General features: G+C 62.1%; 13 protein-coding genes (1 of these 13 only partly in view). 8 read left to right on the forward strand and 5 right to left on the reverse strand.

What is annotated here, in order from left to right:
* Positions 1-23: 23 nt before the first annotated feature.
* The 4 genes from creD to blrA all read right to left on the reverse strand — a co-directional run bounded on the left by creD (position 24) and on the right by blrA (position 4,561).
* Positions 24-1,415 (reverse strand): cell envelope integrity protein CreD, encoded by a 1,392-nt coding sequence (gene creD, locus I6L36_RS12760; protein WP_216986706.1) that lies wholly within the window; start codon positions 1,413-1,415, stop codon positions 24-26.
* Between the two features lie 121 nt (positions 1,416-1,536).
* Positions 1,537-2,331, reverse strand: coding sequence for a class D beta-lactamase OXA-1160 (locus tag I6L36_RS12765; RefSeq protein ID WP_010672256.1), 795 nt, complete (start codon positions 2,329-2,331; stop codon positions 1,537-1,539).
* Between the two features lie 99 nt (positions 2,332-2,430).
* A complete protein-coding gene (gene blrB, locus I6L36_RS12770) occupies positions 2,431-3,852 on the reverse strand; it encodes a beta-lactam sensor histidine kinase BlrB (protein WP_143238269.1) in 1,422 nt (473 codons plus the stop codon).
* A gap of 34 nt (positions 3,853-3,886) precedes the next feature.
* Positions 3,887-4,561, reverse strand: a complete 675-nt coding sequence (gene blrA / locus I6L36_RS12775; protein ID WP_041212060.1) for a beta-lactam response regulator transcription factor BlrA — start codon at positions 4,559-4,561, stop codon at positions 3,887-3,889.
* A gap of 122 nt (positions 4,562-4,683) precedes the next feature.
* Between blrA and I6L36_RS12780 the strand changes: the two genes are divergently transcribed.
* Entirely contained in the window at positions 4,684-5,457 is a 774-nt protein-coding gene (locus I6L36_RS12780; RefSeq protein WP_010672253.1) for a DeoR/GlpR family DNA-binding transcription regulator, read from the forward strand.
* A gap of 55 nt (positions 5,458-5,512) precedes the next feature.
* Entirely contained in the window at positions 5,513-7,345 is a 1,833-nt protein-coding gene (gene glmS / locus I6L36_RS12785) for a glutamine--fructose-6-phosphate transaminase (isomerizing) (RefSeq protein WP_201922420.1), read from the forward strand.
* Between the two features lie 60 nt (positions 7,346-7,405).
* On the opposite strand, the gene I6L36_RS12790 is transcribed toward glmS, so the two are convergent.
* Positions 7,406-8,182 carry a LuxR family transcriptional regulator gene (locus I6L36_RS12790; RefSeq protein WP_010672236.1) on the reverse strand — a complete coding sequence of 259 codons (777 nt, stop codon included), beginning with the start codon at positions 8,180-8,182 and terminating at the stop codon, positions 7,406-7,408.
* Between the two features lie 211 nt (positions 8,183-8,393).
* Between I6L36_RS12790 and I6L36_RS12795 the strand changes: the two genes are divergently transcribed.
* The 6 genes in view from I6L36_RS12795 to I6L36_RS12820 are tightly spaced (at most 2 nt apart) and all read left to right on the forward strand, a layout consistent with a single transcriptional unit that may run on beyond the window.
* Positions 8,394-9,155: a DUF3450 domain-containing protein gene (locus I6L36_RS12795; protein ID WP_053288923.1), complete on the forward strand. Its 762-nt coding sequence runs from the start codon at positions 8,394-8,396 to the stop codon at positions 9,153-9,155.
* Positions 9,152-10,459 carry a MotA/TolQ/ExbB proton channel family protein gene (locus I6L36_RS12800; RefSeq protein ID WP_053288922.1) on the forward strand — a complete coding sequence of 436 codons (1,308 nt, stop codon included), beginning with the start codon at positions 9,152-9,154 and terminating at the stop codon, positions 10,457-10,459. Before I6L36_RS12795 ends, I6L36_RS12800 begins: the two co-directional genes overlap by 4 nt.
* Positions 10,456-10,986, forward strand: a complete 531-nt coding sequence (locus tag I6L36_RS12805) for a MotA/TolQ/ExbB proton channel family protein (protein ID WP_010672233.1) — start codon at positions 10,456-10,458, stop codon at positions 10,984-10,986. The genes I6L36_RS12800 and I6L36_RS12805 overlap by 4 nt, the downstream gene beginning before the upstream one ends.
* Positions 10,983-11,384 (forward strand): biopolymer transporter ExbD, encoded by a 402-nt coding sequence (locus tag I6L36_RS12810; protein WP_010672232.1) that lies wholly within the window; start codon positions 10,983-10,985, stop codon positions 11,382-11,384. Before I6L36_RS12805 ends, I6L36_RS12810 begins: the two co-directional genes overlap by 4 nt.
* The gene (locus I6L36_RS12815) at positions 11,381-12,043 is read left to right on the forward strand and encodes an energy transducer TonB (RefSeq protein WP_053288921.1); all 663 of its coding nucleotides are present in this window, start codon (positions 11,381-11,383) and stop codon (positions 12,041-12,043) included. The genes I6L36_RS12810 and I6L36_RS12815 overlap by 4 nt, the downstream gene beginning before the upstream one ends.
* Positions 12,044-12,045: 2 nt before the next feature.
* Positions 12,046-13,086 carry the 5' portion of a lipopolysaccharide assembly protein LapB gene (locus I6L36_RS12820; RefSeq protein WP_216986707.1) on the forward strand. Its footprint extends 138 nt past the window's final position, so the window shows 1,041 of its 1,179 coding nt (coding positions 1-1,041); it begins with the start codon at positions 12,046-12,048; its stop codon lies beyond the right edge, outside the window.

Raw genomic sequence — 13,086 nt, forward strand, 5'->3', positions numbered from 1 at the left:
CCCGAGGGCGCCGGTTTTTTTGCTTATGGCTGATGGCTGGTGTCATTGGTCGATGGCTGGGGGGCCGCCCATGCGGTGGCGGAGGGACTGTTCTCCATCACCTGATACCAGTCGAGCTTGCGAGTCAGCCCCATGACCAGCGCCAGGGTGGCGAACAGCAGCAGGGCGCCAAGCAACAGGGCTGTCTCCTCGGCCTGCAGCAGCCCGAACAGGATGGCGTAGACCAGCCCCAGCAGGGCGGCGAATCCCATGCCCTGTTTCGGGCCGCCCAGCACATGGCTCAGGTAGAAGCCGTTGAGGGCCACACTGGCCAGGGCGGCAATGAGATTGGCCCAGGCAAAGCCGAGATGCTCGGTCAGCGCCAGCAGCACCAGATAGAAGATGGCCAGCCCCATGCCCACCAGCGCGTACTGGATGGGGTGTACCCGCAGCCCCTTGAGCAGCTCGAACATGAAGAAGCTGATGAAGGTGAGGCCGATGAACAGCAGGGCATATTTGGCGGCCCGCTCGTTCAGCTGATAGTGATCCACCGGTTGCACCAGGCTGACGCTGAATGACGGCAGTTTGGTGCCCGCTCCCTTCATCATGCGGTTGAAGCGACTCTCCATGTCGGTGGCGAACCAGCTGGTCTGCCAGCTTGCCTCGAACCCTTGATCCGCAAGGGTGCGTTCACCGGGCAGAAAGTCGCCGAGAAAATTGGGATGGGGCCAGTTGCCGCTCAGGTGAAACCGGCTGTCCTGTCCGAGCGGCAACACTTCCAGCGCGTTCATGCCCTGCAGATCCAGCTCGATGTGAAAGCGGCCATCTTCGTCTGGCAAGGCGTCGAGCGGGGCATGGATCCCCACTCGCCCGTCCCCCAGCTGGGCACCAGGGGCAAACGGGATGCGTTTCTCCCCCCATTGCAGTTCGGGTACGCGGCTGATGCCCCGGGCATCGGAGAGGATCAGGCTGAGATAGGGTTTGCCCGGCACCAGGGCGGGATCCGCCGGGTCGAAGCTCAGGTTCGGGTTGCCGGCCACCAGCCCCTTGTCAGCCAGGCTGGTGGGCATCAGGCCGGAGAGGGAGAGCCGACTGTGATAAATCTGGGCCTGATAGATACCGAGCTTGCGCGGGGTCACCTCCATGCTGGCCCGCACGTCCAGCCTCTGGGGCAGCAGGTAGCGATAGACCTGCTCCTTGCGAACGAAATGTTTGCCATCCTGCTCGACGGTGACGGTCCGGGTATAGGGCTGTACCAGTACGGGCCCCATCAGGCGCTGGGGCCCGCTGTGGCTGGCCATGATGCTGTGAATGGCCTGACTGCGATAGGCCTGGCGCTCCCGATTCAGCTCCATGATGGCGTGAACCGGGATCATCATCAGCAGGCAGAGCAGCAGCAGCAGGGCGATCTTGTGGGTGAAAATTTGTTTGACCATGACACGTCTCCTTGTTGTTGAACGGGAGTGTGCCGGGGTCGCGTGAAGGGAGGATGGGGCAGTGTGAAGTGGTGGTGAAGGGGGATAAAAAAACCGGCGCCAGGCGCCGGTGTTGCTGGCATCAGAGTGTCTTCAACCGGGCCGGCAGGGCGGCGAACACCTCCTCCCTGGCCCTGAGGGAAGCGAACTGCTTGCCCGGCTTCTGGATAACGGTGTGGACGAAGATGAGCGTCTTGTCCTGTTTGCTGGCCCAGCCGACGAACCAGCCGATCTGCTGCTCCCTGTCCAGGCTGCCATCCAGCAGCTTGGGGTAGCCCATGCCGGTCTTGCCGTGGATCTGCCAACCGTCGATGTCGGGCTGACGCATCAGGTTGGCGGTATGGCGCAGGGTCTGGGCGGAGACCGGTAGCTTGCCGCTCACCATCTTGCCAAGGAAGCGGGCTTGCTCCTGGGGGCTGATGGCGAGGCTGGTGCTGAGCCAGGCCTGGGTCAGACCGTCGTGCTTGCCCGGGTTGCCTTCGAGATCCCGGTTGCCGTAGTCGAAGCTGTCCACGTAGTGCTGGAAGCGAGCCTCTCCCAGCCACTCGGTGAGGCGCTGCGAGTACCAGATGACCGAGAATTGCATCCAGCTGCTCGGGGTGGTGGTCTGTTTCCACTCCGGCAGGAAATCAGGATCACCGGCCTTGAACGGCAGGGCAGGCAGTTGTTCATCCACCAGGAAGCCGCTGTCATAGCCCATCAGTGCCAGCGGGATCTTGAAGGTGGAGGCCGGGGTCAACTGGGCGGCACAGTCCCCCTGGGTGCTGACGGGTTTGCCGGTGCCGTCGGCAAACAGCATGCAGCCAGAAGCGGCGCTGGCAGGCAGTGCACAGAAGAGGCCAGCAGCAAGCAGACCGGACAACAGCATACGGGGCATATCTATCTCCTTGATTAATATGAATGCGCATCGACGGGGACGGTCGTCATCGAGGAGGTGCAGCTTAGCCCGGCTCTGTGTGCTTGGTGTGAAGTGTCCTCAGTTGCCGGGCAGCCAGAGTGTGGCCAGCACCCCCCCGTCCGGCTGATTGGCAAGAGCAAGATGGCCGCCGTGCTGGCGTGCCACCTCCATGGCAAAACTGAGCCCGAGGCCGCTGCTTTTTCCCTTGTCTGGCCTTGGCAGGGAGTAGAAACGCTCGAAAATCCTGGGCAGCGCAAAGTCGGGAATGCCTGGCCCCTGATCCCGCACCCGGAAGCAATAACCCCCCTCCACCATGGCGCCGCTCAGCACCAGGGTACTGCCGATGGGGGCGAAATCGAGGGCGTTGTCCAGCAGGTTGCCAAGGGCCTGCTCCACCAGCAGGGGATCCCACTTCTGCTTCTGACCTTCCCCCAGCTCGGCGTGCAGGGCGATCTGGCGGCGCTGGGCCTGGATCTGGCGGGCGTCGAGCACCCGTCTGCCCAGCCGGGCCGGCTCAACGGATTGTCTGTCCAGCCCCTGCCCTGATTCGAGGCGGGCGAGTTGCAGCATGCGCTCGATCAGCTGTTGCATGCGGGCCGTCTCCAGATTGATGTTGCCGATAAAGCGCTTTGCGATGTCCGGCGGCGGCGCCTCGGCCAGGATCTCCCCCGCCCCGCGAATGGCCGCCAGCGGGCTTTTGAGCTCGTGGGTCAGGCTGTGGACATAGGCCTCGATATAGGCCTTGCCGTCCAGTTGGCGGCGCATGGTTTCCAGGGAGTGGCCTAGCCTGTCCAGTTCGGGGCTGTAGAGGCGCGGCAGGCTGGCGGGCTGACCCTGGCTGATTGCATCCGCATAGTGCACCAGCTTGCCGATGGCGCGGTTGAGCCACCACACCAGCAAGGCGCCGATGAGCAGCGAGATGAACAGCAGCAGGGCCGCCCCTTTCAGCAACTGCTGTTCGCTGCGCTCTATCATGGGCTGCAGGGTGCTGTTGGGCTTGGCGACGGTGAGGGAGCCGATGATCTCGGCCCCTTCCCGCAGCGGAGCTGCCACATACATGGTCGAGCTGGCAGCATCGTCGGGATCGGTACGGGTGCTGCGGGCGCCATATTCGCCACGCAGGGTCAGGTAGACGTCGTTCCAGCGCGAGTAGTCCTTGCCCAGATCCACCCCGTCCGAGTCGTAGACCACCCTGCCTTTTGCGTCGGTCACATAGATGCGGTACTCCGCCTGCTGCTTGAGGTGGCCATCGATGAGGGCATTGATGGGACTCTGGTTGAGGCGGGCGAAGGCGCTGGCCAGCCGGCCATTCGCCATCTTTCCTTCCTGCATGTCGTCCAGGGCCAGGGGGGCCAGCATCTGGGCCATGTCGACCAGGGTATCTTCGGTGGCGCTGCGTACCCCGGGCTTGATCTCCTCGACGAAGATCTCCAGCACGAACCAGGCAGCCAGGGCGAAGATCAGCACCAGGCCGCACAGCAGTTGCAATCCGATTCTCATCTCATCCCCCTGCCGATGCCCGGCCACTCTGAGTTCATGCCAGCTCCAGACTGTAGCCCAGCCCGCGGTGGGTCAGGATCAGGTTGGCGTCAGGGTCCCGCTCCCGCAGCTTGGCCCGCAGAGTCTTGATGTGGGTGTCGACGGTGCGATCCAGACTCTCTTCCGCATCCTGCCACACCAGATCCATCAGCTGCTGGCGGGAGTAGACCCGACCCGGCGCCAGCATCAGGGTCTTGAGCAGCAGGTACTCATAGCGGGTGAGCGTCAGGGGCTGGCCCAGGAAGCAGATCCGTGCCCGCTCCTCGTCTAGGGCGAGTGGCTGTATCGGCTGGTAGGGGGCGGGCTGGCTGCGGCGCAGGATGACCCGCACCCGGGCGCATACCTCACGGGGCGAGAAGGGTTTGGCCACATAGTCGTCTGCTCCTATCTCCAGCCCGATCAGCCTGTCTATCTCCTCGCTGCGGGCGGTGAGAAACATCAGGGGAATATCGGTCAGTGCCCGCACCCGCTTGCACAGTTCGAAACCGCTGATGTCCGGTAGCCCCACATCCAGGATCAAAAAATCCGGTCGCGTCTGTTCCAGTCGCGCCAGCAACGGCTGACCGAGGGGAAACCACTCCACCTCGAAACCATCGGTCTGCAGGGCATAGATCAGGGTATCGGCAATGCTGGCTTCATCTTCCACCAGCCAGATGAGTCGTTTTTGCATGGCGTCCTCGTCGCAAATCGGCTCCTCATTCTGGCATCGAACCAAATCGGATCCTATTTGCCGTTTGATTTTTCCCGAAAAGGCATTAATATTTCGCCATTATTTCGAATCGAAATTTAAAGATGACCAAACGCAACACACAGCAGCGCCGTCACACCATAGTGAGTCTGGTGCAGGAGCAGGGGGAAGTCAGCGTCGATGCCCTGGCCAAACACTTCGCCACCTCCGAAGTGACCATCCGCAAAGATCTGGCGGTGCTGGAGACCGGTGGCCTGTTGCTGCGTCGCTACGGCGGTGCCGTTCCCCTCCCCAGCGAGATGGTGGTGGACAGCAACCCGGAACAAGTTTCGAATCGAAAGCTGGCCATTGCCCGCGCCGCCGCCGAGCGGATCCGCGATCACAACCGCGTCATCATCGACAGCGGCAGCACCACCAGCGCCATGATCCCCATGCTGGGCAACAAGCGCGGCCTCATCGTCATGACCAACTCCCTCAATGTGGCTGGTGCCCTGCGCGAGCTGGAAAACGAGCCCACCCTGCTGATGACTGGCGGGACCTGGGATCCCCATTCCGAATCTTTCCAGGGGCAGGTGGCGGAGCAGGTGCTGCGCTCCTATGACTTCGACCAGCTCTTCATCGGTGCCGATGGCATCGACCCGGAGCGGGGCACCACCACCTTCAACGAGCTGGTGGGCCTCTCCCGGGTCATGGCCGAAGTGTCGCGGGAGGTCATCGTCATGGTGGAGTCGGAGAAGATCGGCCGCAAGATCCCCAATCTCGAGCTGCCCTGGTCCGGCATCCATACCCTGGTGACCGACGAGGGGCTGAGCAATGCGGCCAGAGAACAGATTCAGGCCAGGGGGATCACGCTGATTTGCGCCCCCGTGGCCGTGTGATTTGAACAAACCATTATCCAACCGAATTAACGTCTTACGTTTCAAGGAGAAGTCTATGTGTGGCATCGTCGGGGCCGTCGCCCAACGTGATGTGGCTGAAATCCTGGTAGAGGGCCTGCGCCGTCTGGAATACCGTGGCTACGATTCGGCTGGTGTCGCCGTGTTCAGCGCCGACCAGCCGCTGCAGCGGGTGCGTCGCCTCGGCAAGGTAGCCGAGCTGGCCAAGGCACTGGAGGAGCAGTCCGTCCACGGTGGTACCGGCATTGCCCACACCCGCTGGGCTACCCATGGCGAGCCGTCCGAGCGCAATGCTCACCCCCACGTCTCCGAGCATATCGTGGTGGTGCACAACGGCATCATCGAGAACCACGAAGAGCTGCGGGAAGAGCTCAAGGCGCTGGGCTATGTGTTCAGCTCCGACACCGACACCGAGGTGATTGCCCACCTGGTGCACCACGAGCTGAAATCCGCCCCCAGCCTGCTGGCGGCCATGCAGGTCACGGTGAAGCAACTGCGCGGCGCCTACGGCACAGTCGTGATGGACAGCCGTGACGACAGCCGCGTGGTGGTGGCCCGTTCCGGCTCCCCCCTGGTGATCGGCCGCGGCATCGGCGAGAACTTCATCGCCTCCGACCAGATGGCCCTGCTGCCGGTGACCCGCCGCTTCATCTTCCTCGAAGAGGGCGATGTGGCCGAAGTGACCCGTCGCGACGTGCACATCTTCGATACCCACGGCGAGGCCGTGGTGCGTGAAGAGCAGGAGTCCGAACTCTCCCACGACGCCGGTGACAAGGGCGAGTATCGCCACTACATGCTCAAAGAGATCCACGAGCAACCCAAGGCCATCACCAACACCCTGGAAGGGCGTCTGGGCAGCGATCACGTGGTGGTCGAGTCGTTCGGCAATGGTGCGCGCGCCATCTTCGACAAGGTCGATCACGTGCAGATCGTCGCTTGTGGCACCTCCTATCACTCCGGCATGGTGGCTCGCTACTGGTTCGAAGAGATCGCCGGCGTCTCCTGCGACGTGGAGATCGCCTCCGAGTTCCGCTATCGCAAGTCGGTGGTGCGCCCCAACAGCCTGCTGGTGACCCTCTCCCAGAGCGGCGAGACCGCCGATACCCTGGCGGCCCTGCGTCTGGCCAAGGAGTCCGGCTACATGAGCTCGCTGGCCATCTGCAACGTGCCGGGCTCCTCCCTGGTGCGTGAATCGGATCTGGCCTTTATGACCCGAGCCGGTGCCGAAATCGGCGTGGCCTCCACCAAAGCGTTCACCACCCAGCTGGCCGGTCTGCTGATGCTGGTGGCCTCCATCGGTCGTTGCCGTGGCCACCTGAGCACCGCCGCCGAAGCTGAGCTGGTCAAGGCGCTGCAGGCCCTGCCGCTGCGCATCAAGGAGAGCCTGGCGCTGGCCAAGGATATCGAGGCCCTGGCCGAAGAGTTTGCCGACAAGCACCACAGCCTGTTCCTGGGTCGCGGCAGCCAGTACCCCATCGCCATGGAAGGGGCACTCAAGCTCAAAGAGATCTCCTACATCCACGCCGAGGCCTATGCCGCCGGTGAGTTGAAGCACGGTCCGCTGGCGCTGATCGATGCCGAGATGCCCATCATAGTGGTGGCGCCGAACAACGATCTGCTGGAGAAGCTCAAGTCCAACGTGGAAGAGGTGCGTGCCCGTGGCGGTATCCTCTACGTCTTCGCCGATGCCGATACCGGCTTCAAGAGCGACGAGACCATGCGGGTGATGAGCCTGAACCACGTGGAAGAGGTGATCGCGCCGATCGTCTATACTGTGCCGCTGCAGCTGCTCTCCTACCATGTTGCCCTCATCAAGGGTACCGACGTGGATCAGCCGCGCAACCTGGCAAAATCCGTGACGGTGGAATAAGCCGTCGCCGGAAATGAAAAAAGAGCCGCATTGCGGCTCTTTTTGTTTTGGCAAAACAGGCTATGACAGCCGCAGGTTGGTGATGGTGACGTCGTCCAGGGAAGGCACAATGATGCCGCTGGAGATGCTCTTGGCAATCGCCTGGTTGCGGTTGCGCGAGTCCGTCTTGTTGGTGACCTGATTGAGGTGGAAGTTCACGGTTCGCTCGCTGATGCCGAGGATGGTGGCGATCTCCCAGGAGGTCTTGCCCTCGCTGGCCCAGAACAGGCACTCCTTCTCCCGATCCGACAGCTCGGCCAGGTATTTCATCAGGTCTGGCCTGGCCTTGATGAGGGTCAGGGCCGAGTTGAAGATGTAGCTGGCACAGAATGACAGCAGGGGAACGTTTTCAAACATCAGATCGGAATTGGACTTCTCCTTGCTGATGAAAGAGAGGATGCCGTGTTCCCCCTGCGGCGTGTGCAGCGGGAAGGAGACGCCGTTCCTCACCCCGAAGTCGGCGGCGAGGTTCATTACTTCCCTGCTGGCGCTGGGCAACCAGGGGGCATCACAATCGAGCTTGTTCCAGAAGATGGGCTGGGTCTGCTTCAGTCCCAGGAAGACGACCGGATCCTGGGTCAGGTAGTGCCGTTCCGAATAGGCATCAAACCAGCTGGTGGGGCAGTTGTTGAACAAGGCCACATGGGATTTCTGCATACTGATGGGGAAAATAATCAGCAAACGGAAGTAATCAAACCCCATCTGATGACTGAAGCGCTCCAGTTGTTGCTGGATCTCGCTGGTCTTCTTCGCCTTGGTGAACCGATCTATGTGTTCCCAGATCGCATCGTTAAACATGTAAGTCTCCTTTTTCGATCACTTATCTTGCTGATCGAAAAGACATTTTTTAGTTATTTAAAATGGTGTTGCGACTACCAACGCCAGTTATTCCCGTACTTGTCTAAAAAGTATCCTGTTTTTTCGGCCAGAGGCCAAGAAAATCATCTGATTGCCAGTGACCCTACTCTTTGAGACAATGAGAATAGTTATCATTGTTAAGATTTATATCATGAACAAGTTTTGGGGTCTGACCTTGTTACCCATGGCCGTTCATTGCGTCGTGTCCGCCGACGAAGTGGTTGCGCCAGCATTGAAGAACAGTATCGCCGACGGGAAAGCCTCCCAGCTGCGTGTGGAGAAAGCCGCCGATGGAGCCGTCGCCGCCAGGATTGAGCTGCAAAATGCCCAACTGCAACTGCGGGATCTGGAAGCCTACAACCGCTACATGCAGTCTCTGGTGGCCGATCAGCAAAACGAGCTGGGCAAGCTGAGCCAGCAGTTGGAAGCGGTACAGGAGACCAGGCAGGGGCTTGTCCCCCTGATGCTGCAGATGCAAGCCGATCTGGAACAGCTGGTACAGGATGACATCCCGCTGCGCAGGGAGGATCGTCTGGCGCGGGTTGCTGCCTTGAAAGCGACGCTGGCCAGAGCCGATGTGAGCGAGGCGGAGAAGTTCCGCCAGCTATTGCAGGCCTATCAGATTGAAGCCGAATACGGCAGCAGGCTGGACCATTATTCCGCCGAGCTGGTGCTGGATGGCGCACCGCGCCGGGTCGATGTGCTGGCTCTGGGTCGGGTCTCCCTGCTGGCGATGACCGCCGATCGCTCCCAGGCGTGGCGTTGGTCTGCCGAGCACAAGCAGTGGCAAGCCCTCGACGGCCAGTGGCTCTCCCCCATCGCCGAGGCGTTGGAAATGGCTGCCGACAAGAAAGTTCCCCAGTTGTTGAATGTCCCCCTTTCCGTCAGCCGTGGTCAGGAGGCCCAGTCATGAGCGTCACCATGAAGTGGTTACCCCTTGCCCTCGCCCTCTCTCTGGGCACCACAGCCGCCGTGGCCGAGGAAGCCTGGCAGCAGCAGGAACAGGCCCGTGAGCAGAAGGCTCAGCAGGATCTGGCGTCTGTCTCCAGGGAGCTGAGCAGTGCCCGTGCCAAGCTGGCCGAGGCCCAGCGCCTGAGCAAGGAGCTGGCCAGCCAGTTCGCGGCCAATGAAAAGCAGCTGGTGGATCTCAATACCCAGTGGGAGCAGGCCTCCGGCGACATGAACGAGATCTTTGCGGTCACCCGTCAGGGCGCCAGCGATGCGGTCAAGTTGCTGAGCGAATCCGCCGTCGAGGGCCAGTATCCTGATCGTCTCGCCCCGCTGAAAACCATGGCACAGGATAAACAGGTGCCTGATCGCGCCGCCCTTGCCCTGCTGCCAGCCACCTTGCTGCAGGAGATCCGCGAATCGGGCCGGGTTGCCCAGTTCAACGGCAAGGTGCTCGATGCCCAGGGCGTTGCCAGCGAGCAGACGTTGACCCGGATCGGCAGCTTCGCCCTGCTGGGCGATGCGGGTTTCTTGCAACCGGAGGCCGAAGGCCTGAGTCCGGTGCTGGGCCTGCCAGGCAGCGTGCTTTCCGCTGTGGCCGCTTATCAGGGTCAGGAGGGAGAAGCGTTGCCGCTGGATCCCTCCCACGGTGTTCTGCTCGATATGCTGGCCCAGGCGCCCACCTTCTGGCAGCAAGTCCAGCAGGGCGGCCAGGTCGGCGCCATCATCGTGCTGCTGGCAGCCATCGGCCTGGGGATCGCTGGAGTACGGCTGTGGAGCCTCTCTCGCGAACTGGGTCGGGTTCGTCGCCAGCTCAAGAGCGGTGAATATCATGCCGACAACGCCCTCGGCCGGGTGCTGACGGTGGCTGACAAGCATCCAGAACTGAGCATGGAGACCCTCGAACTGCGTCTGGATGAGGCGATCCTGCAGGAGACCCCTCGCCTGGAGCGCGGCATCGGCATGGTTAAGGTGATCGCGGCCATCGCCCCCATGCTGGGTCTGCTCGGGACAGTGACCGGTATGATCGGCACCTTCCAGGCCATCACCCAGTTCGGTACCGGCGATCCCAAGATCATGGCGGGCGGCATCTCCATGGCCCTGGTCACCACGGTGCAGGGTCTGGTGGCGGCCATTCCGCTGATCCTGGCCCACAGCCTGTTGCAGTCCCGTTTCACCGAGCTTTCCAACGTGCTGGAACAGCAGGTGGCCGGGATCCTGGCCGAGCGGGCCGAAAGCAATGGTGACAGGGTGGAGCGGGTAGCATGATGCTCGACATCTGGCAGCAGTTGCAGAGCTTCATGGGCCGTGGCGGCCCGGTGCTCTGGGTCATTCTGGCCTTGCTGGTGCTGATGTGGATTCTGATGATCGAGCGGCTGCTCTACCTCAACCTGGGGTTTGCACCGTTGCAGCGTGAGCTGCTGGGCCGCTGGCAGGCGCGTCGCGAGCGTCACAGCTGGCACGCTCGCGCGATTCGCGGGCGCTGGCTGGCAGAAGTGGAGCTGGCGCTCAACCGTCATCTGATCTTCATCCGCACCCTGGTGGTGCTCTGCCCCATGCTGGGGTTGCTGGGTACAGTGACCGGCATGATAGGCGTATTCGATGCGCTGGCTGCGGCCAACCGCTTTAACCCGGAGAGCATGGCGGGCGGGATCTCCCGCGCCACCATCCCCACCATGGCAGGCATGGTGGTGGCCCTCTCCGGCGTGTTGTTACTTAGCCGGCTCGAGAGTCAGGCCAAGCGTGCGCTGGCCAAGACCCGGGACGGCCTGCGAGAAGAGAAGGTAATGCAATGAGACGGCAATCCAAACGCCAGCGCGATGAAGTGCAGATCGACATGACCCCCATGCTGGATATCGTCTTCATCATGCTGATCTTCTTCATCGTGACCACCTCCTTCGTGCGCGAAGCCGGGCTTGAGGTACACAGACCCCAGGCCAGCCAGGCCAAGGCGCAGAAATCGTCCAGCATCATGCTGGCGATCGGCGCTCAGGGGCAGATCTTCCTCGACCGCAAACAGGTGGATGTGGAGCGGGTACAGGCCACCCTCGCCCGACTGTTGGCGGAGCAGCCCGAGGCAAGCCTGGTGATCCAGGCCGATGAACGGGTACCCCACGGCAAGGTGGTGCGGGTGATGGATGAAGCCAAGGCGGCAGGCATCGCCAACATCGCCGTGGCGGTGGCACCGAAATGAAACACAAGTTGATGAGCCTGGGACTGGGGATCGCCCTCAGTCTGGGCATCCTGTTGTTCATGGCCACCCTGGTGGAGCCGCCCGGAGGGGAGAAGGCGACCACAGAGCAGAAATCCATCGTCATCAACATGCAGAACGAGGTGACCGAGGTACAGGTGCGTGAGCGGCCGGTACCCCAGGAGCCGGAACCCCTGCCGGAGCCGCCTGCCGCGCTGGCCTCGACACCGATGCCCATGCCGGCGGCGGCCCCGTTGCCTTCGGTACAACCGAGCCTGGATCTGGTCTCGACCCTGAGTGCGGTACAGGTCTTTGCCCCTGGCGTGGCGACCAGTCCCACTCCGGTCGCGAGCGGCAATTTCCATGGTCAGCAGCAGGGCGCTGGAATCGGTGCCGGTGACCTCTTGATGCCACTGCAACGGGTTGAGCCTGTTTATCCCTACCGGGCCCAGCAGGCCGGCATCGAGGGGTCCGTGACCTTGCGTTTCAGCGTCGATGCCGATGGGCGGGTACAGGATGTGGAGGTGGTCGAGGCCAAGCCGAAGCGTCAGTTCGAGCGAGCGGCCATTCAGGCGATCAACAAGTGGCGCTATCAGCCGAGGCCGGGCGCCACCGACAAGCTGGTGCAAGTCATCACGCTCAAATTCAAATTGGAGTCATAACCATGTTGCGGATCTGGATCTGTCTGCTGGCCCTGGTCAGCCAAGCCTGTCTGGCGATGGAGGTGAGCCCTCATTTCTCCCGCCAGCTGGAGCCCGTGATGAAGCTCTATCAATCCGGCCAGTGGCAACAGGCCCAGAGCAAGGCGGCTGTGCTCAAACCCGGTTCCGAGGCTGAGCACGCCTGGCTGGCGCAGTTACAGGCCTCTCTGGCCGCCAATCTGCAGCAGACCGCACAGGCGAGTCGCTACGTGGAGCAGGCTCTTGCCTATAAAGAGTGGCCAGAGCAGCAACGACTTCAGTTGTTGCGTCTGCGCGGGGATATCCAGGCCCAGCAATCCAAGTGGTCCGGCGCCATCGCCAGCTACAAGGCCGCATTGGCCATCAAGGCTGACGATACCTTGCGTCTGCGCTTGGCTGGCCTCTATTACCACAACAAGCAGTACGGCGAGGCAGCCAGCCAGAGTGAACAACTGTTGAAGAAAAGCTGGCAGAAGCAGGCAGCCATCATCCGCCTCTCCTCCCTCACTGCATTGCAGCGTTACGGCGTGGCTGCGGATCAGGCCGAAGAGTTGATCCGCAGCGAGCCGAAAGAGAGCAAGTGGTGGCAGCAGGCTGTGTCGCTCAATATCTCCGCCAAGCGTGGTGATCGAGCGCTTGCACTGCTGCAAACCGCCATCGACCGTCAACTGATGGATGATGCCGCCGCCCGCAACCAGCTGATCCGCCTGTATGCCTGGCAGGGACTGCCCTATCGCGGTGCGCGTCTGCTGGAGTCTGCCATGGCCAAGGGACAGATGAAGCAGAGCGCAGAGAATCGCCAATTGCTGGCCCAGTTGTGGGAAGGGGCACGTGAGTGGCCGAAGGCTGTGGACAGCTGGCAACTGCTTGCCCGGGAACATGCTCACCCCAAGGCCGCCATGCGTGCCGCCGAACTGCTGCTGCAACAGGGCAAGACGGATGCCGCCATGATCCAGCTCTCGGCCATCAAGTCAGTGAAAGGAGAGCAGGGCAACAGAGCCAAGGCCCTGCTGGTGCAGGCACAC

Origin of the sequence: Aeromonas sp. FDAARGOS 1406, assembly GCF_019048565.1 — a bacterium.
Lineage (GTDB): Bacteria > Pseudomonadota > Gammaproteobacteria > Enterobacterales > Aeromonadaceae > Aeromonas > Aeromonas caviae.